24 protein-coding genes and 1 tRNA gene are annotated in these 18,866 nt (G+C 69.5%); 13 read left to right on the top strand and 12 right to left on the bottom strand.

The window, feature by feature from the left end; genetic code table 11:
• From C5B96_RS13640 to msrB, 3 genes are all read right to left on the bottom strand, one after another.
• A partial coding sequence (locus C5B96_RS13640; protein WP_146078185.1) for a D-alanyl-D-alanine carboxypeptidase family protein occupies positions 1 to 1,195 on the bottom strand: 1,195 nt, incomplete at its 3' end.
• 297 nt (positions 1,196 to 1,492) lie between these two features.
• A complete protein-coding gene (gene msrA, locus C5B96_RS13635) occupies positions 1,493 to 2,005 on the bottom strand; it encodes a peptide-methionine (S)-S-oxide reductase MsrA (protein WP_104245900.1) in 513 nt (170 codons plus the stop codon).
• 2 nt (positions 2,006 to 2,007) lie between these two features.
• Positions 2,008 to 2,505: a peptide-methionine (R)-S-oxide reductase MsrB gene (gene msrB / locus C5B96_RS13630; RefSeq protein ID WP_104245899.1), complete on the bottom strand. Its 498-nt coding sequence runs from the start codon at positions 2,503 to 2,505 to the stop codon at positions 2,008 to 2,010.
• Positions 2,506 to 2,636: 131 nt separating this feature from the next.
• Between msrB and C5B96_RS13625 the strand changes: the two genes are divergently transcribed.
• From C5B96_RS13625 to C5B96_RS13590, 8 genes are all read left to right on the top strand, one after another.
• On the top strand, positions 2,637 to 3,626 hold the full coding sequence (locus C5B96_RS13625) for an NAD(P)/FAD-dependent oxidoreductase (protein ID WP_104245898.1): 990 nt from the start codon (positions 2,637 to 2,639) through the stop codon (positions 3,624 to 3,626).
• A 181-nt stretch (positions 3,627 to 3,807) separates the two neighbouring features.
• Entirely contained in the window at positions 3,808 to 4,971 is a 1,164-nt protein-coding gene (locus C5B96_RS13620) for an ABC transporter substrate-binding protein (RefSeq protein WP_104245897.1), read from the top strand.
• A complete protein-coding gene (locus tag C5B96_RS13615) occupies positions 4,968 to 6,770 on the top strand; it encodes an ABC transporter permease (RefSeq protein WP_104245910.1) in 1,803 nt (600 codons plus the stop codon). The genes C5B96_RS13620 and C5B96_RS13615 overlap by 4 nt, the downstream gene beginning before the upstream one ends.
• Complete coding sequence (locus C5B96_RS13610; RefSeq protein WP_104245896.1) at positions 6,767 to 7,636, top strand: ABC transporter ATP-binding protein; 870 nt, start codon at positions 6,767 to 6,769, stop codon at positions 7,634 to 7,636. The genes C5B96_RS13615 and C5B96_RS13610 overlap by 4 nt, the downstream gene beginning before the upstream one ends.
• Positions 7,633 to 8,361 carry an ABC transporter ATP-binding protein gene (locus tag C5B96_RS13605; protein WP_104245895.1) on the top strand — a complete coding sequence of 243 codons (729 nt, stop codon included), beginning with the start codon at positions 7,633 to 7,635 and terminating at the stop codon, positions 8,359 to 8,361. The genes C5B96_RS13610 and C5B96_RS13605 overlap by 4 nt, the downstream gene beginning before the upstream one ends.
• Positions 8,358 to 9,380 carry a putative FMN-dependent luciferase-like monooxygenase gene (locus C5B96_RS13600; protein WP_104245894.1) on the top strand — a complete coding sequence of 341 codons (1,023 nt, stop codon included), beginning with the start codon at positions 8,358 to 8,360 and terminating at the stop codon, positions 9,378 to 9,380. The genes C5B96_RS13605 and C5B96_RS13600 overlap by 4 nt, the downstream gene beginning before the upstream one ends.
• A complete protein-coding gene (locus C5B96_RS13595) occupies positions 9,353 to 9,940 on the top strand; it encodes a CMD domain protein (RefSeq protein WP_104245893.1) in 588 nt (195 codons plus the stop codon). The genes C5B96_RS13600 and C5B96_RS13595 overlap by 28 nt, the downstream gene beginning before the upstream one ends.
• Complete coding sequence (locus C5B96_RS13590; RefSeq protein ID WP_104245892.1) at positions 9,937 to 10,566, top strand: alkylhydroperoxidase domain protein; 630 nt, start codon at positions 9,937 to 9,939, stop codon at positions 10,564 to 10,566. The genes C5B96_RS13595 and C5B96_RS13590 overlap by 4 nt, the downstream gene beginning before the upstream one ends.
• Before the next feature lie 19 nt (positions 10,567 to 10,585).
• Here C5B96_RS13590 and C5B96_RS13585 read toward each other — a convergent pair whose 3' ends face one another.
• Positions 10,586 to 10,813 (bottom strand): hypothetical protein, encoded by a 228-nt coding sequence (locus tag C5B96_RS13585; RefSeq protein ID WP_233189204.1) that lies wholly within the window; start codon positions 10,811 to 10,813, stop codon positions 10,586 to 10,588.
• 67 nt (positions 10,814 to 10,880) lie between these two features.
• A complete protein-coding gene (locus C5B96_RS13580) occupies positions 10,881 to 11,771 on the bottom strand; it encodes a sigma-70 family RNA polymerase sigma factor (protein ID WP_104245891.1) in 891 nt (296 codons plus the stop codon).
• Between the two features lie 64 nt (positions 11,772 to 11,835).
• Here C5B96_RS13580 and C5B96_RS13575 point away from each other — a divergent pair, with 64 nt between their 5' ends.
• A complete protein-coding gene (locus tag C5B96_RS13575) occupies positions 11,836 to 12,630 on the top strand; it encodes an SDR family NAD(P)-dependent oxidoreductase (protein WP_104245908.1) in 795 nt (264 codons plus the stop codon).
• Here C5B96_RS13575 and C5B96_RS13570 read toward each other — a convergent pair.
• From C5B96_RS13570 to C5B96_RS13555, 4 genes are all read right to left on the bottom strand, one after another.
• Positions 12,568 to 12,858: a hypothetical protein gene (locus tag C5B96_RS13570; RefSeq protein WP_199176658.1), complete on the bottom strand. Its 291-nt coding sequence runs from the start codon at positions 12,856 to 12,858 to the stop codon at positions 12,568 to 12,570. The two genes, C5B96_RS13575 and C5B96_RS13570, sit on opposite strands and share 63 nt — an antisense overlap.
• On the bottom strand, positions 12,859 to 13,191 hold the full coding sequence (locus C5B96_RS13565; protein WP_104245890.1) for an ATP-dependent DNA ligase: 333 nt from the start codon (positions 13,189 to 13,191) through the stop codon (positions 12,859 to 12,861).
• 173 nt (positions 13,192 to 13,364) lie between these two features.
• Positions 13,365 to 13,655: a hypothetical protein gene (locus C5B96_RS13560; RefSeq protein ID WP_104245889.1), complete on the bottom strand. Its 291-nt coding sequence runs from the start codon at positions 13,653 to 13,655 to the stop codon at positions 13,365 to 13,367.
• A 266-nt stretch (positions 13,656 to 13,921) separates the two neighbouring features.
• Positions 13,922 to 14,011: transfer RNA gene (locus C5B96_RS13555), tRNA-Ser, on the bottom strand.
• Between the two features lie 93 nt (positions 14,012 to 14,104).
• Here C5B96_RS13555 and C5B96_RS13550 point away from each other — a divergent pair.
• Positions 14,105 to 14,452, top strand: coding sequence for a DUF952 domain-containing protein (locus tag C5B96_RS13550; RefSeq protein WP_104245888.1), 348 nt, complete (start codon positions 14,105 to 14,107; stop codon positions 14,450 to 14,452).
• 6 nt (positions 14,453 to 14,458) lie between these two features.
• Here the strand turns inward: C5B96_RS13550 and C5B96_RS13545 are convergent, their stop codons facing one another.
• Positions 14,459 to 14,854, bottom strand: coding sequence for a hypothetical protein (locus tag C5B96_RS13545; protein WP_104245887.1), 396 nt, complete (start codon positions 14,852 to 14,854; stop codon positions 14,459 to 14,461).
• An 87-nt stretch (positions 14,855 to 14,941) separates the two neighbouring features.
• Here C5B96_RS13545 and C5B96_RS13540 point away from each other — a divergent pair, with 87 nt between their 5' ends.
• On the top strand, positions 14,942 to 15,289 hold the full coding sequence (locus C5B96_RS13540) for a LysR family transcriptional regulator (protein ID WP_104245886.1): 348 nt from the start codon (positions 14,942 to 14,944) through the stop codon (positions 15,287 to 15,289).
• A gap of 4 nt (positions 15,290 to 15,293) precedes the next feature.
• Here the strand turns inward: C5B96_RS13540 and C5B96_RS13535 are convergent, their stop codons facing one another.
• Positions 15,294 to 16,760: a protein kinase gene (locus C5B96_RS13535; protein ID WP_104245885.1), complete on the bottom strand. Its 1,467-nt coding sequence runs from the start codon at positions 16,758 to 16,760 to the stop codon at positions 15,294 to 15,296.
• Positions 16,761 to 17,029: 269 nt separating this feature from the next.
• On the opposite strand from C5B96_RS13535, the gene C5B96_RS13530 reads away from it, so the two are divergent.
• Both C5B96_RS13530 and C5B96_RS13525 read left to right on the top strand, forming a co-directional pair.
• Positions 17,030 to 17,869, top strand: coding sequence for an endonuclease/exonuclease/phosphatase family protein (locus tag C5B96_RS13530; RefSeq protein WP_104245884.1), 840 nt, complete (start codon positions 17,030 to 17,032; stop codon positions 17,867 to 17,869).
• Positions 17,866 to 18,570, top strand: coding sequence for a hypothetical protein (locus C5B96_RS13525; RefSeq protein WP_233189203.1), 705 nt, complete (start codon positions 17,866 to 17,868; stop codon positions 18,568 to 18,570). The genes C5B96_RS13530 and C5B96_RS13525 overlap by 4 nt, the downstream gene beginning before the upstream one ends.
• On the opposite strand, the gene C5B96_RS13520 is transcribed toward C5B96_RS13525, so the two are convergent.
• Positions 18,501 to 18,854, bottom strand: coding sequence for a VOC family protein (locus C5B96_RS13520; protein ID WP_104245907.1), 354 nt, complete (start codon positions 18,852 to 18,854; stop codon positions 18,501 to 18,503). The two genes, C5B96_RS13525 and C5B96_RS13520, sit on opposite strands and share 70 nt — an antisense overlap.
• Positions 18,855 to 18,866: the final 12 nt, after the last annotated feature.

Genomic DNA, 18,866 nt, shown 5'->3' with positions numbered 1-18,866 from the left:
GCCAGAGGGGGTCGGGGCCGGCGAGGGCGGCGTCGAGGCGGAGGGGCACGGTGACGGTTGCGCCGTCGACGGCGAAGCGGAGGTCGCCTGCGGGGGATCCGGCCGCGCCCTCGGCGAGGGGCACCGCGTCGGCGGCCACGGTCACGGGGGCGCTCGACCAGACGACGGTACCGGCATCCTCGGCCGCCACAATGGGGACCGTTTCGCCCCACTCCGTCGTGTAGTCGCCGACCACCTGCCCGGCGGTGGCGAGCGGAACGTCGGTGAAGCCGGCCTTCGTGCTGTCGAGCAGGGCGACGACCGCCTGGCGGGCGGACTCTGAGGTCGCCGCCCCGAGCACGACGCCGACGACGCTGAGCGAGGTGCCGCCGACCGTGAAGTCGGCGGAGAAGAGCAGGCAGGAGCCGGCCTCGTCGGTGGTTCCGGTCTTCAGCCCATCGATGCCGTCAGTGCCGAGCAGGGTGTTCGTGTTGTCGAGCTGGTCGAGGCCCGGAACGCTCTCTCTCGGCGTCGACACCACGGCCGCGAGCACCGGGTTCGCGAGCGCGAGCGAGGCGAGCTTCAGCAGGTCGGTCGTCGTCGAGACGCTCGCCGGGTCCAGCCCGCTGGAGTCGACCACGTTGGTGCCGGTGAGACCGTTGGCGCTGATGAAGGTGCGGGCGGCGTCGAGATAGGCGGGGATCGACCCGAACGCCCAGGTGACAAGCGTCTCGCTGTAGTTGTTGGCGGACTCCAGCAGCATGATGTCGATGATCTGGCGTTCGGTCAGTACCTGGCCCTCGTTGACGAGCACGTACGAGCCGCCGGCGGCGCGCGTCGACGCGAGGAAGGCGACGTCGGCGGCGGTCATGGTGATGCTGGGACCGTTGTCGTCGAGTGTCAGCGGCTTGGCCTGCAGCACGACGAGCGCAGTCAGGATCTTCGTGACGCTCGCGATGGGCACGGGCCCGGTCTGCCCGCTGGAGGCGAGAACGTCGGCCGAGCCCTGCAGCGCGATGGCGCTCGAACCCACGCCGGGCGTCGTGACGGTCGCGGCCGGCGCGACCGCGATGGCGGGGAGTTCGAGGGTGGCCGCCGCGGCCGGGAGGGGCGCCGTGAGCACCACGGGAACGTAGATGCCCGTCACGACCACGATCAGCAGGATGCCGAGAACCACCAGTCGCCGCACCATGAACTGTCGGCGGGTCGGGGTCATCCGCCCATTTTAGGCGGCGCAGACTGGGAGGCCGGCGGCAGGCGCGGCCCGGCGCAGGGCCGCCAGCGCGCCACGGCCCGGCGCATGGCTGCCCGGCGCAGGGCCGAGAGCGCGCCACGACCCGGCGCATGGCTGCCCGGCGCAGGGCCGACAGCGCGCCACGACCCGGCGGCTGGCGCTTCCGGGAGTGCCGGGAGCCGAGCACCGGAAACGCTTTCGGAAGCCGAACACCGGACGCGCTCCCGGGGAGCCGAGCCCCGGACGCGCTCCCGCACGCCCGGTGCCGCCCGCGGAACCCTAGCCCGCGACCTGCTCGCGGTGCGGGAGCTTCCAGCCCGGGCGCACGTAGTGGCAGGTGTAGCCGCCCGGGTCTTTCTCCAGGTAGTCCTGGTGCTCGTCTTCGGCCTCCCAGAAGGCGCCGGCGGGCTCGACCTCGGTGACGACCGGGCCCGGCCAGAGGCCCGAGGCGTCGACGTCGGCGATCGTGTCGAGCGCGACCCGGTGCTGGTCGTCGTTCGTGTAGTAGATCGCCGAGCGGTAGCTGCGCCCGACGTCGTAACCCTGGCGGTCACGGGTCGACGGGTCGTGGATCTGGAAGAAGAACTCCAGCAGGTCGCGGTAGGAGATCAGCGAGGGGTCGAAGACGATCTCGACGGCCTCGGCGTGGTCGCCGTGGTTGCGGTAGGTGGCGTTCGGGGTGTCGCCGCCGGAATACCCGACGCGGGTCGAGATGACTCCCGGGCGCCGGCGCAGCAGCTGCTGCGCCCCCCAGAAGCATCCGCCCGCCAGAATCGCGGTCTCTGTCGCCATGGCTAGGCCTCCTTCGTGTGGTTGTCGGTGTCTGAACCTGCAGCAACGCCCGCCGCGCTCACGAACAGGCTGCGGTAGTCACCGTAGCCCTCCGCCTCGAGCGCGTCGAGCGGGATGAAGCGCAGCGCCGCCGAGTTGATGCAGTAGCGCAGCCCGCCGTCTTCGATGGGCCCGTCGTCGAACAGGTGCCCGAGGTGGCTGTCGCCGTTGGCCGAACGCACCTCCGTGCGCACCATGCCGTAGGTCTTGTCGTCGCGGCGCACCACGTTGGCGGGGTCGATAGGGCGGGTGAAGCTCGGCCAGCCCGACTGGCTGTCGTACTTGTCGGTCGAGGCGAACAGCGGTTCGCCCGAGACGACGTCGACGTAGATGCCGTCGTCGTGGCTGTTCCAGAAGGCGTTGCGAAAGGCCGGTTCCGTCGCGTTCTCCTGCGTCACGGCGTACTGGTTGCGGGTCAGCTTCGCAACGGCGGCTTCGTTCTTGCGGTACTCGGTGGTCATGCGGGGTACTCCTTGCTTCGGGACAGCTGGCTGCTGCCCACAGTAGGAAGAACGCCGGAGCGGCGCGGTTAGTTCCCGCAGATGGGAGAAACTTCGGCCGGTCTGCCACCTGTGCAGGAGAGGATGGGAGCATGACCACTCCAGCCCCCTCCCCCTCCGTTCTCGTCGTCGGCGCCGGCATCTCGGGGCTCGCCTGCGCGCGCGCCCTGCACGACCGTGGCGTGAGCGTTCGGGTGGTCGACCGCGGCCGGGTGGTCGGCGGCCGGCTGGCGACCAAGCGCCTGGATGCCCGCCCCGTCGACACGGGCGCCCGCTACTTCACCGTGCCGAACGAAGCGGACTCGGGATTCCGCGTCGTCGTCGACGACTGGCTCGACCGCGGCCTCGCCCGCCCCTGGACCGACACGTTCGACGCGATCGCCGCCGACGGCAGCCGCACGACCAAACAGGGCCCCCTGCGGTTCGCCGCGCCCGCCGGCCTCCGCTCCCTCACCAGCGACCTGGACGACCGCCTCCGCGCCGACGGGGTCGCCGTCGACCTCGAGCACGAGATCACCTCGGTCTCTGAGAGCGGCGAGGTCGACGGCATCCAGTACGACCACGTCGTTCTGGCGATGCCCGACCCGCAGGCGAAACGGATGCTCGCGCCCGACTCCCCCGCGGGGGCCGAGCTGGTGGGCGCCGACGGCTGGCAGCCGACCCTCTCCGTCGCCCTCGCCTGGGCCGAACGGCAGTGGCCCCAGAGCCTGCACGGCATCTTCGTCGACGACTCCCCCGTGCTCGCCTTCGTGGCCGACGACGGAGACCGCCGCGGCGACGCGGCACCCGTGCTCGTCGCCCACACGACCGCCGACTTCGCCCGCGAACACCTCGCCCACCCCGATTCGGGCATCGCGCCCGTCGTGGCGGCCGTGCGCGCGCTGCTCGGCATCAGCACGGAACCGACCTCGACCCTCGCGCATCGCTGGAGTTTCTCGTCGCCCGCCGCACAGCACGACGGACCCTACCTGCTCGCAGGCCGGATCGCCGTCTGCGGCGACGCGTGGGGCGCCCGCTCGGCTGTGCCGACCGCCTGGGCCTCCGGCACAGCACTCGGCGAAGATCTCGCCGAGGCCCGGTAGCACAGCACTCGCCGAGGCCCACCAGCCGCCGCACCCGGCGACGCCCGACAGCGACCGCACCTTTGTGGCGGAGTGTTACAGCCAGGGGTAGCAGGGCGCCGAGCGCTGATTAGCATTGCGAAAGTACTCACCGGTCACCCACCGGTCCTTCTCGCAAACACCCATCAGAAAGTCTCCCGCCATGAAGAAGATCCTCCGACGCGCAGCAGCGACCTCCCTCGCCACCCTCGCCATCATGGGTCTCGCTGCGTGCAGCACCGCAGAGAACGCAGCGGGCGGGGGCGGATCCGGTTCCGCCGACGGCACGGTCTACTTCGGCGTCTCCGCCGCCCAGACGGGCCAGTACGCGCAGTACGGCCAGCAGTTCAAGGAGGCATTCGACCTCGCCGTCGACGAGGTCAACGCGAACGGCGGCATCAACGGCAAGAAGGTCGCCCTGAAGTACGAAGACTCGCAGTCCGACCCGAAGCAGTCTGTCGCGGTCGCGCAGAAGTTCGTCGGCGACCCCGACATCAGCCTGGTGTTCGGCGACTACTCGTCGGCGGCATCCATCCCCGCCTCGCCGATCTACACGCAGGGCCAGCTCGTGCAGTACGGGTTCAACAACTCGAACCCCGACTTCACGGCCAAGGGCTCCGACTACCAGTGGTCGACCTCGATCACCACGACGGCCACCTACGTCTGGACCGCCGACTACATCAAGAAGCAGGGCATCAACACGGTCGGCCTGACCTACCTGAACACGGCGGACTGGGGCATCCCGGCCTACAACGCCTTCAAGGGCGAGGCCGAGAAGATCGGCCTGACGATCGTCGACGCCGAGGGCGTGCTCGACACCTCCGACGACTACCGGCCCTCCCTCTCGAAGGCGGTCGCCGGCAACCCCGACGCCTTCGTGCACCTCGGATACGGCCCCGACGCCGCGAAGATCGTGACCCAGCTGCGCGCGATCGGCTACGACAAGACGTTCTACGGCGGCCAGGACGAGCAGTCGTTCGACGGCACGCCGGATGCCGAGGGCTCGGTCATCGCCGCCCAGTTCATCGAGACGAACCCCGACGCCGACGTGCAGAAGTTCGTCGCGGCCTTCAGGGCGAAGTACCCGAACGAGACGGCCGTGACCAGCTTCGAGGCCGGCGCCTACGACGCCCTGTACGTGGCCGTCGCCGCGGCCAAGGCCGGTGGCACGACGCGTGCGGGCATCCTCGACGGGTTCAAGCAGGTGAAAGACGTTCCGAGCGTGGTCTACGGCACCATCACCCTCGACCCGTCCACCCGTCGGGTGGCGAACCCCGAGCTCACCCCGACCATCCTGACCGGCGGTAAGTGGGTCGCAGCGAGTTGACCGACACCCTGATCGCCGGCCTGCTCCGCGGCAACGTCTACGCCCTCGGGGCGGTCGGCATCTCCCTCGTCTTCGGCGTGATGAACGTCGTCAACTTCGCCCAGTTCTCGTTCTTCGGCCTGGGCGCCATGCTCTCGTGGTTCTTCGTCTCTGAGCTCGGGCTCCCCTTCTACATCGCCCTGCCGCTCGTGCTGCTGATCTGCGCGGCGCTCGGCTTCGTCATCAACATCTCGGTGGTGCGGCCGCTCGCGAAGTACCTGCCCCTGGCCGCGATGCTCTCGACCTACGCGGTCTCCCAGATTCTCGACAACGTCTCGCAGATCGCCTTCACCGCGCAGTTCCAGGTCTTTCCCGAGGTGCTGCCCACGTCGAACCTGGCGATCGGCAGCACGCGGTTCGGCACCTCCGATGTCGTGATGCTCGGCACCACCGTCGTGATCATGGCTGCGATGGCGCTCTTTCTGAAGTACGGCAAGATCGGCCGGGCGATCAGGGCGACCTCGCAGGACCAGGAGGCCGCGCTGCAGATGGGCATCCCGGTCGGGCTGGTGCAGAACGTCTCGTTCGTCATCGCGTCGGCCCTCGGCGGGCTCGCGGGCGTGTTCATCGCCCTGTACGTGGGCGTCGCGAACCCGGGTTCGGGCCTGAACATCGGCCTCACCGCCTTCGTCGCGGCCACCCTCGGCGGGCTCGGCTCGCTGGTCGGGGCCGTCGTCGGCGGGTTCGTGCTGGGTATTCTCGAGGCCTTCGGCATCCACTTCTTCGGCGACACCGCGCGACAGATCATTGTGTTCGTGGTGCTGATCGTCGTGCTGATCGTGCGGCCCGGCGGCCTGTTCGGCAAGGTGCCTCTGCTGTCGGCCGAACCGTTGACGGGCACCTTCCTCGGCAAGGGCAGGCCCCTCCGCATCCCGCGCTGGGTCTGGCCGGTCGCCTTCGTGGTGCTCGGCGTCGCCGTGCCGGTGTTCGGAAGCAACTACGTGCTCACGACGGGTACGCAGGTGCTGATCTACGCCATCATCGCAGCCGGATTCACCGTGACAGCCGGCCAGGCGGGCGTGCTCGCCCTCGGCCAGGCTGGCCCGATCGCAATCGGCGCGTACATGTCGGCGGTGCTCACTCTGTACCTCGGCTTCTCGTTCTGGATCGCCCTGCCCCTCTCCGGGCTGGTGGCCGCCATCGTCGCCTCGATCCTCGCCTCGCCGATCTGGGGCGTGAAGGGCCACTACATCTCGATCGCCACACTCGGGCTCGGCATCGCGATCGTCGCCGTGATCCAGCTCGTGTTCCCGCAGGGCCTCTACAACATTCCCGTGCCGACGTTCTTCGGCACGCCCCTCTCGACGCCGCTGGCCTACTACCTCATCGACTTCGTGGTGCTCGTGATCACCCTCGTGATCATGTGGCGCCTCCGCCGCTCGCATCTCGGAAAGGTGATCTCCTCTGTCGGGGCCGACGAGGTGGCGGCTCTCGCCTCGGGGGTGCGCGGGCGCAACTACAAGGCGCTGGCCTTCGCGGTCTCGGCGTTCTTCGCCGGCGTCGGCGGGTCGCTGCTGGCCCACCAGTACACCTACATCGATCCGACGATCTTCACGATGATGATGTCGCTGCTCGTGGTCACCATCGTGATCCTCGGCGGGGTCGGCCTGTCCTACGGCGCCGTCATCGGTTCGATCATCCTGATCGGCGCCATGGAGCTGTTGCGGTTCACGCCCGAGCTCCGCATCATCGTCTACGGCCTGGTTCTGATCCTCGTGGTGAGGTTCCGGCCGGGCGGAATCCTGGTGAGAAAGTCATGAGCGAGAGCCTGCTTCAGGTGACCGGCCTCGAACGTCACTTCGACGGCCTCAAAGCGGTCGACGGCGTCTCGTTCAGCGTCGCCCCGGGCGAGGTCGTGTCGATCATCGGTCCGAATGGATCGGGTAAGACGACGACCCTCAACCTCGTCACCGGCACCATCAGGCCGCACGCCGGCACGATCACGCTGGAGGGCACCCGAATCGAGAAGGCCGACAGCGCCCGCATCGCCGAACACGGCATCGCCCGCACCTTCCAGAACGGCCGCGTGTTCGCCACCCTCTCCGTGGCAGACAACATCGAGGTCGGGTTGCACTCCACCCTGCGGGCGAGCCGGCCGTTCCGCGGGCTGTCGAACATCTTCCTGCTGCGCTGGATCCCGCTGCTCGGCGAGCTGTTCGTCGCGATCGTCGGCACTCCGGGCTCCCGGCGCGAAGAGAAGCAGGTGGCTTCGGCGGTGGATGCCGAGATCCACCGTTTCGAGGCCCGCCTCGGCCCGCGCCGTGACGACCCCGCCTACTCTCTCAGCTACGCCAACCGCCGTCGCACCGAGATCGCGCGGGCGATGGCGCTCCGGCCCCGGCTGCTCGTTCTCGACGAACCGACCGCCGGCATGAACCAGTCCGAGACCACCGAGGTGCTCGAGCAGCTGCTCGACCTCAAGGCCGAGGGCCAGGCCATCCTGCTGGTCGAGCACAAGCTCGATCTCGTGATGCGCGTCTCCGACCGGGTCATCGTGATGGACGGTGGGCGCATCATCGCCGAGGGCGCGCCCGAGGCGGTGCGCCAGAACCCAGCGGTGATCGAGGCCTATATCGGAAGACGTCGCGAACCCGCCCGCGATCCGAACCCGGGAGCCCCCGAATGACCGCCCTGCTCGCCCTCGACGATGTCAACGTCTTCTACGGCCCGTTCCACGCCCTCCGCGGAAACAGCCTGACCGTCGGCGAGGGGGAGATCGTCTCGCTGCTCGGCGGCAACGCCAGCGGCAAGTCCACGACGATGAAGACGATCCTCGGCCTCATCAAGGTGAAGTCGGGCACCGTGCGCTTCGAGGGCCGTGACATCACCCACGCCTCCACGAGGCGCCGCGTGATCGGCGGCATCGCCTCCGTTCCGGAAGCCCGGCGGGTCTTCCCGCAGATGACCGTCGACGAGAACCTGCTCGCCGGTGCCTACACCCGCTCCGATCGCGCCGGCATCGCCGACGACCTCGAACGGATGCGCGAGCACTTCCCGCGGCTGGCCGAACGTCGCCGGCAGGAGGCCGGCACCCTCTCGGGCGGCGAGCAGCAGATGCTCGCCTTCGCCCGCGCCCTGATGAGCCGACCGAAGCTGATCTGCATGGACGAACCGACCATGGGGCTCTCCCCCAAGCTCGTCGACCAGGTGCTCGACGAGATCGTGCGCATCAACCGCGAACTCGGAGTCGCCGTGCTGTTCGTCGAACAACAGGCCGAGCTCGCTCTCTCGATCGCCTCCCGCGGCTACGTGCTCGCGACCGGCGAGATCGTGCTGCAGGGCACCGCCCGCGAACTGCTCGACGACCCCCACATCCAAGAGGCCTACCTCGGAAAGGCGAACCCCTCATGACCTCTCCCCGCCTCGGATTCTTCACCCGCCTGCTCGGCGACGCCCCGCCCCGCGAGCGCTACCGCAACGCCCTCGCCCAGTTCGAGCACGCCGAGCAGCTCGGCTTCGACACCGGCTGGGTGGCGCAGCACCACTTCCACGAGGGTGAGGGCGGCCTGCCGTCGCCGTTCGTCTTCCTGGCCCAGGTGGCGGCGCGCACCTCGCGCCTGACGCTCGCGACCGGCATCGTCACCCTTCCGCTCGAGGCACCCCTGCGGGTCGCCGAAGACGCCGCCGTGCTGTGGACGCTCAGCGACGGCCGCTTCGAGCTCGGCATCGGCTCGGGTGGCACCGCGACATCCTTTCCCCCCTTCGGCCTCGACGTCGACGACCGGCCGGCGACATACGCGGCCAACAAGCAGACGGTGCTGCGGGCGCTTCGCGGCGAGACGCTCACCATCGATGACGGCGCGCTCTACCCGCCTGCACCGGGTCTCGTCGACACGCTGTGGGAGGCGACCTTCTCCGCCCGCGGCGCTGCGCGGATCGGCAGCGAGGGCCACGGCCTGCTGCTCTCCCGCACGCAGCCGCGACCCGGCTACACCGGCCGCGGATCGGCCGCCGACCAGGTCGCGCTCGTCGAGGCCTACACCGCCGCCCTGCCAGACGGCGTCGCACCGCGGGTGATGGCGTCGCGCTCGGCGCTGGTCGTCGACACCGAGGCGGATGCCCGGCGGTGGCGCGCACAGGGCATCACCCACTCGCTGCCGATGCTCGCCGCCCAGGGCGTCACGGTGCCGGGCGACGTCGACGACGCCGAGCTGGCCGCCTACCTCGACCTGCACATCGGAACGGTGCCGCAGGTGCTCGCCTCCCTCGAAAACGACCCGATTCTGCCGCTCGCGACCGACATCGTCTTCCAACCCCATCCTGTCGACCCGCCGAACGAGGTGGTTCTCCGCTCGCTCGAACTACTCGCCGGCTCGGTCGCCCCCGCCCTGAAAGGAATCCCATGGCCATCGACGTCATCGACCACCTGACCGGAACCCACGACGGCGACGCGCTCTTCACGCTCCGCGCCCAGCGACCCGATGCGAAGAAGAATGCGCAGGCCAGCTTCGACGCACTCTTCGCCTCCGACGACCTGCAGCAGGTGAGTCAGCTCGAACGCCTCGCCGTCGCCTACTTCACAGTGGCACTGTCAGAGAGCCCGACGGCCGGCTACTACCGGGACCTGCTCGCCGCCGAGTCGCCGACCACGCTCACCGCCCTCGAGGCAGCCCTGCCCGGCGCCGCGACGAGCGGGCCGTACGGCGACTATCCGGCCGGCCCGCTGAGCATCGAGAACACTCCGGGCCTGCTCTGGGCTCCGGATGCCGCACTCACCTCGGTCGTCGGCGAACGCCTTGCGGCCGCCCTCGCCCACACCCACCTGCTCGTCTACCGGCCGCGCGACTCCTCCCCGGAGGCGCTGCAGACCCTGCTCGACGCCGGCTGGTCGAGCACCGGCATCGTGACGTTGTCGCAGCTGGTCGCGTTCCTCAGTTTCCAGCTCCGCGTGGTCGCGGGGCTGACCGCTCTGAAAGGAGAGCTCGCATGACCGAGACCGTTCTCCGGCGCTCCGCCGCCGGCGCCGACAGCGCCTCCACTGCCGCCCCAAACGCCTTCACACAGGCCGAACTCGGCTGGGAGCCGTGGCTCGCCCCGCTCCCGGTCGACGAGCTCACCGAGCGCCACTACCTCGGCCTCGTCGACAAGAGGCGGGCCAGCAACCCCTACTTCCGCCTGCTCGTGCGCGACCCCGACATTCTCGGCGCGCGCACGCGCACCGACAACGACATCTTCTACAACGAGAAGGGCGGGCTCACCCGGGCCCTGCGGGAGCTCTCGGCGGCGAGTGCGTCGCGCACGAACGGCTGCATCTTCTGCGCCTCGGTGCATTCCCGGTTCGCCGCGCACCACTCCAAGCGACCCGACGACGTGCAGCGCCTCCTCGACGACGGCACGGCCGCCTCGCAGGATGACCCGCAGTGGCGGGCCGTGATCGACGCTTCGGTCGCCCTCACCGAGACCCCCACAGCCTTCGACGCCTCGAACGTGCGGCAGCTGCGGGAGGCGGGCCTCGATGACCTCGCGATCGCCGACGCCATCCACGGGGCAGCGTTCTTCAACTGGGCGAACCGCCTGATGCTCTCCCTCGGCGAGCCCACTCCGCCCGCGGCCTGACCGCCTCGGGTCGGCGATGTCAGCCCTCGGCGAGCTCGGCGAACGTGCGCTTCACTCCCCAGTACCACGCCATCGACTGACGGGGGTGCCGCCAGCGACCCTTCATCTCGTCGTGCGCTTCACGATGACTGGCGTCCCCCGCCCTGACGGCCTCTCTCAAATGCCTGTCCTGGGCTTCGATCACCTCGTCGGCGGTCTGTCGCTCGAACCGCTCGTCGCACGGGCCGCCCAGTTGGCGGCAGGTCATGGTCTTCACGTCGTTCTCCTCCTGGGGCACGAGGATCTGTGCCCTCCCCTCTCTGACGCACGGCCGGTCAGAGATGTGACAGAGACGCGCCGCCGTCGCCCACTGCGGCGCCGCCCTTCCGCACGGTGACCGCCGCGAGAGCGTCTGGGGAGGCCCGGAAGACCACACTCGAGACCCGCCCGTCGACGATCTCGAAGTCGAAGACGACCTTCGCCACCCCCCGCAAGAACCAGGCTGAGCCAGCACGATCGTCGATGAAGACGGGCAGCGCCGAACGCGCGCTTCCGTTGAAGAAGGCCGCCACGGCATCCCGCCCCGTGATGCCTGCGGGCGTGCCCGCCAGCACCGCTGCTGCGTCTGCGGCAATGCTGGCATTGGGTGCCAGCAGTTCGAGCAGACGCTCGAGGTCGCCTCCCCGCGCGGCAGCCATGAAGGCGTCGACGATCTGCCAGTCGGTCACCCGGCCATCCCGGTCGTGCTCCGCGACCTTGCGTCGGGCTCTGGATGCGAGTTGCCGGGCCGCAGCCTCGTGCCGCCCCAGAATGCTGGCGATGCTCGCGAAATCGAACCCGAACGTGTCGGCGAGAACGAAGGCGACCCGCTCATCGGGCGTCAGCGTCTCGACCACGACGTGCAGAGCCTGCCCCACGGCCTCTGCGCGCTCGACCGAGTCGGCCGGATCGGGCAACTCGGGGGCGATGTCGGAGCCTCTACGCTCGCTCGCGGCGACGCTCGGGTCGCTAGGCACAGGAATGCGCGCCCGCAGCCTGTCGAGGCACAACCGTGTGGTGACTGTCGTCAACCATGCCGGCAGGCTCACGACGTCGACGGGCACCCGTTCGAGGCGCAGCCAGGCATTCTGAACGATGTCCTCCGCTTCGGACCGGTCAGCGAGCAGTCGAGCCGCGATGTTCGTCAGCCGGGGGCGCTCGATCTCGAAGGCTTCTGAATGCTCCACCCGGCTCACCCTACTCACCCCCTCGTGCCGGGACACCCGGAAGGGCCGCGGTATCGTGGGCGGCATGCAGATCGATCTGAGCGGACGGACCGCACTGGTGACAGGCTCGACGTCGGGCATCGGCTACGCGATCGCGTCGACCCTCGCGGGCGCCGGTGCGACGGTCGTCGTGAACGGCCGCAGCCCCGCCTCCGTCGACGCGGCGGTCGAGCGGCTGCTGGCCGAACGACCCCGGGCCTCCGTGCGCGGCGTCGACGCCGATGTGACGCAGAGCGACGGCGTCGACAGGATGCTCGAGGCCGTTCCCGCCGTCGACATCCTCGTCAACAACCTCGGCATCTTCGGGGCGAAGCCCGCCCTCGAGATCACCGACGACGATTGGCAGCGGTACTTCGACACGAACGTGCTCTCTGCGGTTCGGCTCATCCGCAGCTACCTGCCGGGCATGATCGAGGCCGGCTGGGGCCGCGTGATCGACATCGCGAGCGATTCGGCCGTCGTCATCCCGGCCGAGATGATCCACTACGGGGTGTCGAAGACGGCGCTGCTCGCTGTCTCGCGCGGGTTCGCGAAGGCGGCGGCCGGCACGGGGGTGACCGTGAACTCCGTGATCGCCGGGCCGACCCACACCGGCGGCGTCGAGGACTTCGTCTACGAACTCGTCGACCGCGAGCTGCCCTGGAACGAGGCCCAGCGGGAATTCATGCGGCTGCACCGCCCGCAGTCCCTGCTGCAGCGACTCATCGAGCCTGAGGAGATCGCGAACATGGTCGCTTATCTCGCCTCACCGCTGGCGTCAGCCACCACCGGTGGGGCGCTCCGCGTCGACGGCGGGTACGTCGACTCCATCCTGCCCTAATCCGCCCGGCTGATCGTATTCGGCCGAGGGAATGGGCACGAGCGCGAGATCGACGCCGGGCGTGACCAGCAGGTGCGCATCGCGCCGCCTGCCCTCGCCGTAGTTCACCGTGAGCCAGGCCACTCCACTCGACGTCAGCGCGATCGCGATCTCGTTCTGCAGATCGTCGAGTTCGCGATTGCTGACCGTATAGTTCTGGCCTCCGTAGATGATGTTGATGCGCTTCATCTACTTCGCCTCACCGGGACCGGTCACGGTGGTCACCGGGTCGGGCTCGGCCACGATCTGCAGCCCGGCATTGGAGTTCGCCGCCTCGGTCAGTCGCTGGATCCACGCGGGGTTGATGCGGGGCATCTTGCTGCCGAAGTACTTGTAGACCAGCGGCAGCGCGGGATGCAGCCAGATGGTCGTTCTCCCGTCGCCCGTGGTGTCTTCGTCGCGCCAGGAGAAGTAGAACGCCTCGCCCCGGCGCAGCTTCGCTCCGATCACGATCTGCAGGTGGGCGAGGGTGCGGTCGTCAAAGTCGATCTTCAGAGTGGCGTCGTAGCTCAGCGTGCCCAATGGGATTCCCCCTGTCGTGGTTACCGGAGGGGTCGCTCACGAGCACCGCAAGAAAACGGCCCGGACTCGCACCCCAATTATTGACCCAAACGCGTGATGCCCGGCAATTGGAGCACAAGGGGGTTGTATTCAGCGGGCCGCTCTGCTCATATGCAGCCCGTTGACAGAACGCCCTAGTGATCGTGGTCGGTGAGGTAGGTCTCGGCGTCGACGAGTCCGTCGATCGACGGCGGGTTCTCCTGCCAGTCGTCGACCTGCTCCTGCGAGCGCTCCACGATCTCGAACCGCACAGGGATCGTCGGGGTGATCAGCACAGAGATCAGGCCCCGCCCTGCGGTGTCGAAGTCGACGAAGTCGGCTCCGTGCCGCACCGCCGCGACGATCGACGACTTGAGGGCGGCAATGTCGGTGCCGGCACGGAGAAGAAAGATCTGGCCGTCGACACGGGCTTTGATGATCTGCATGAGACTCCTGACAACGGGTGGATCGTGGCAACCGCCCCCGGGGAGCGGCTACGACGCAACCCGGGATCGGGGGGAGACGACGCAGGGCCGCGATGTCGGCCACACTCACTCTACGTCTCCCACACTGGGGGGCGACGGGTTGACAGACACCCAGAAACCGTCGGTCAAGCCGGTTGTGAGGGGTGGCGGGTGCCCGGAGGCTCAGGGCACGCGCGAACCGCTATGCCAAGAGGCCCGCTGATCGGGGATCGCCGGGTAAAAAAGTGCGGAGCCGGTGGGATTTGAACCCACGGTGGGCTTGACGCCCACTCCACCTTAGCAGGGTGGTGCACTAGGCCGAACTATGCGACAGCTCCATGCGTGTTGCCTCAGCAATCATAGCCGACACCACAACGACCCGTCGACACACCCCCGCCGTCGGCGCCAGAGCGGCCCCGTAGGCTCATCGCATGCAGATCTTCCACCTCGCACGTGCAGCCGACTGGCAGGCCGCCCAGGCCTCCGGCGCGTACACCACGTCGACCCGAACCGCCTCGCTCGCCGAGGAGGGCTTCATCCATGCCTCCACCGCAGAGCAGCTCGACGGCACGGCTCGGCGGTTCTACTCCGACGAGACGGCGCCCCTGGTCGTGCTGGTGCTCGACGACGCGGTGATCGAAGCGGCGGGCACCACCGTTCGTCACGAGGCCGCATCCGACAGCCAGAGCTACCCGCACATCTTCGGGGCCATCGACCCGGCATGGGTTCTGGATGCCCGACCCGCCCGTTTCGACGGGACCGGCGCCCTGCGCTACTGACTCGGCCTACTGCATTCCACCGAGGGCCGGCGGGGCGAAGATCGCCCAGAGCAGCGCAAGGAACGTCAGCACGAAGATCGTCGGCGTCACGAACTTCACCACATTCGCGAACCCCGCCTGCGCGACGATACGCCGGCTCACCGCGCTCGGCGCCCCCAGGGCCCCGAGGTCGGCCGCAATGGCCTGGGCCTCGGCTGCCGCCGAGAACTGCACGAGCGCCCCGAGAATGCCGGTCGCCAGCAGGATCAGCGCTGCAGCGAGGCGGATGGGCGTGGGCTGGTGCCCGAGTCCGGCCATCACGAGAGCGATGCTCGACGTCAGCAGCACGATCGGCCCCAGCTGCGACAGGATGATCTGCAGCCGCGCAGAGGCCCACATCGCGTGAAGCTCGTGTTCGGTCATCCGTTCGCCACCTTTCGGGGCTCCGGATGCCGGTGCCTCAGCCTCGACCCTACGTGATCGACGGGCCCGCGGGCGTAGTCTGGCCGGGTGAACAGCGAACTGATGCGCCATTTCGTCGAAGCGGCAGAGCAACTGCACTTCGCCCACGCCGCCCGTTCGCAGGGCGTCTCGCGGGCGACGCTGATCGCGTCGATCAAGCAGCTCGAGGCGGAACTCGGCTATCCGCTGTTCGACTATGCGGCTCCGACCACGACGCTCACGCCGGCCGGTGAAGCGCTGCTGAAGACGACACTGGTGCAGTGGGCGAAGTCGGCCGCAGCGGCCGCCGCCGACGTTCCGCCACCGGGAGGCAAGGCGAAGGCCTCGAAGGGAAAGGGCCGCGCGCCGGCCGTCAAGGGCGCTCCCCGAGTGGGCAAGCGCCGCCAGTCACGCTGAGCCGCTACGCGGTGCCGGCCTCTGCCGAACGCGCCGGAACCGGCAGCGCCGTCTCGATCTCGGTCGTCGTGCGGAGCCCCACCTGTCGCAGCTCCAGCTGGCTCACCACCAGTGCGGCCAGGTCTTCGAGGTTCTCGATCTCGGCCTGGGTCGCCGTTCCGGGCAAAAAGTGCATCACGCAGAGGGTTCCGATGACCGATCCGTCGCCGCGTTTCAGCGGAACGCCCACGTAGAAGCGCATGCCGAGCGGGCCGGTCACGAGAACGTGGTCGCTCGTACGCGGGTCGGAACGGGCATCCTCGACCACGACGATCTGGGCCGACGGCACCGAGCTCATCGTCAGATCGAGCTTTCGCGCCACGCGCTCGACATCGGGCTCGTAGTGGGACTTGAACCAGACGCGGTCGTGGTCGACGACGCTGATCAGGGAGATCGGGGCGCGGAACAGTCGCGCCGCCATCGCGGTGACCCGGTCGAGGGCCTCATCGGGCAGCGTGTCGAGCACGTCGGGGCGGGTGTCGAGCGCCGAGCGCGCACCGGCGCCGGTGCGGGCGCCCTCCGCGGCTCCGGATGCCCCGGCCACTCCCTCGGGAAAGAGAGGCTCGAGCTCTTCGTCACGGTGCCGCCCGCTCTCGGCGATGACGACCATCTTGAGCAACGCCACCAGTTCGTGCCGCATCGGTCGGGCATCCGGGTCCCGTGCCGTCATCGCGGCGAGCAGCTGCTGCCAGTGCTCGGGCAGGTTCTCGGGAATGAGGGGGTCGCGCGTCAGCCGGGCCATCGCCGATTCGACCACACTGCCGGCGAACTCGAGGTGCTGGGTGAAACACTCGAGCAGCACGAGGCCGAGCGAGTACACGTCGGTGGGCGGGCCGACGGGGCGCCCAGACGCCTGCTCGGGGCTCAGGTAGCCGGCGGTTCCCGTGGTCGCGCCCTCTGCGGTCATGCGTTCCATGTCTTCGGCGAGCGCGACCCCGAAGTCGGTCAGCTTGGCGCGGGCGCGGGTCGACCCGTCGCCGTAGTCGACGAGCAGCACGTTCGAGGGCTTGAGGTCGCGGTGCACGACATTGTGCGCGTGGATGTAGTCGAGCGCCTCAGCCAGGTCGTAACCGATCTCGGCGATGTGGCGTGCCGACAGCGGCCCCGCCTTGATGCGCTGGTGCAGGTCGCTGCCGTTCACCAGCGCCATCACGAGGTACCGGTGCGACCGCCCGTAGTCGTCGGTGTCGAGGCCGGCGTCGTGCAGCTGCACGAGGGCGTGGTGGTCGAGGCCCGAGAGCACGGCGAGCTCACCCTCCTGGCGGCCCGCCTCGACAGCACTGTTGTGAAAGAGTTTGACCGCGACATCCCGACCGAGCACTTCGTCGCGCGCGCGGAAGACGGTCGCCATGCCGCCCTGGCCGATGGCCTCGTCGAGCCGGTACCGGCCACCCAGCACTTTGTCGACGGGAACCTCGCGTGCGCCTGCCATCGTCGTCAACTCTCCGGGGTGCTCGGGCTGCGGAGTTCACCGGCAGACAGCGGGTGACCGAGACACCCGCTTCAGAGCATCGTAACGGCTGCGAGCATTTCTCGGGGCGCCTTGCGGGCCCGGGGCGGCTCGGGTAGTCGTCCATCGGCGTGCGCGCCGGTGGGGTTCGCGGCGTCGGCGGGGTTCGGAGCGTCGGCCGGATTCGCGGCGTCGGCGAGCCGGTGGGGCTCTCAGCGGTTCGCCAGCCACAGCGCCCATAGGGTTGACCCATGACAGCGCTGCCGATGATCGGGCCGGTACAGGCCCCGTTCCTCCACGTCGCGACCTTCAACATCCGGCGGCGCATGCCCCCGATCGGGCCGCGCACCGCCGATCGCTGGGCGGGCAGGGCCCCGGCCGTCGCCGCGCTGCTCGATGCAGAGCGCCCCCATCTGCTCGGCACCCAGGAGGCGCTGGCCGACCAGGACAGGTTCCTCCGCGGCGCACTCGGTGCCGGTTACACCCGCCTCGGCCACGGTCGCGATGCGAACGGGCAGGGGGAGGGCACTCCGCTCTTCTTCGACTCCGCCCGGCTCGAACTGCTCGACTGGCAGCAGCAGGCGCTCTCCGACACACCCGACGTCCCCGGATCGCGGTCGTGGGGCAACATCACGCCGCGCGAACTGGTGAGGGCGACGTTCCGGGACCGGGCCACCGGCATCCGGTTCCTCGCGATCAACACGCACCTCGACAACATGTCGCGCCGGTCGCGGGTGCGGGCAGCCGACGCCCTGCGCGCGCTGGTCGAGGCCCAGCCGCTGCCCGCCGTGATCACGGGCGACTTCAACAGCGGCGAAGACACGGCACCGCTGACCGCGCTGCTGAAGGGCGGCGGACTGCAGGATGCCTGGGGTGCGGCCCACACGCGCCTCACCGCCGAGTTCGGCACCTTCCCGAACTACCGCGACCCGCGGCGCGACCGCAAACGCATCGACTGGATCGTGGTGTCGCGCGGCGTCGACGTCTCGCGCATCGGCATCAACACCGCGCGCCCGGGCGGGGTGTGGGCGTCTGACCACATGCCGGTGCAGGCGGTCATCACCCTGCCGACCCCCGACGGCGCGTCGTGATCGAGAACTTCCTGCGCCGGCCGCACGGAGGGTCCGAATATGTCGCCGATGCCCTCCGCGTGATCGGCCTGGTCAGCGTCATCGTTGCGGCGGCCTTCTTCCAGGCGACGGATGCCGGCGTGCTCGCCTTCCTCCTCCCCGGTCTGCTGCTGCCGCGGTTCGTGGGAGCCCGCCCCGCCTTCGACATCGTGTTCTGCGTGCTGCTGCTGGTCGCCGGCTGGAGCAACGTGCTCGACCTCTACACGAGCGTGCGGTGGTGGGACATCCCCGTGCACATCGCCTGCACGGGAGTGATCGCGGCCATGGTCTACCTGCTGCTCGCCCAGGTCGGGGTGCTGGCGCACCCGGCCGGGCATCCATCACCCGACGGAACCCGCTTCACCCTCGCCACCGGAATCGTTCTCACGACCGCGTTCGGCCTCGCCGTCAGCGCGCTCTGGGAGATGGTGGAGTGGTTCGGCCACGCCTTCATCAGCTCGGCCATCTTCGTGGAGTACAACGACACGATCGGCGACATGGCCGTCGGCGCGTTGGGCGCACTCGCGGCCGGCGTCGTGCTGTCGCTGGTGCCGCTCGAGCGGGCCGCGGCGAGCGCCCCGGTGACCGCTGCGGGTCAGGCGGCTGCTGCGGGTCAGGCGCCCGGCTCCCAGAGCTCGATCGGCAGCCCCTCGGGGTCAAGGATGCGCGCAAAGCGCCAGTAGCCGCCCGCATCCCACTCGTTGCGCCGCTCGACGGCGATCCCCGCGGCCTCCAGTTCTGCGACCAGAGCGTCGAGGGCCGTCACTCTGAGGTTCAGCATGAAGGCCTGATCGGCGGCGAAGTAGTCGCTGTCTCGCGGGAACGGCGCGAACACCGTCTCGCCCGCCTCCTGCGCCCAGCTCCCGCCCGGGCCGAGCCCGACGCCGAGGTGCTCCCGGTACCACGCCGCCCGCGCCTCCGGATCCCGACTCCGGATGAACAGCCCACCGATCCCCGTCACGCCCACGCCGACCTCCTC

Origin of the sequence: Subtercola sp. Z020, from assembly GCF_002931235.1 — a bacterium.
In the GTDB taxonomy this organism is placed as follows: domain Bacteria; phylum Actinomycetota; class Actinomycetes; order Actinomycetales; family Microbacteriaceae; genus Subtercola.
This window is presented reverse-complemented; position numbering and strand designations above follow the sequence as displayed.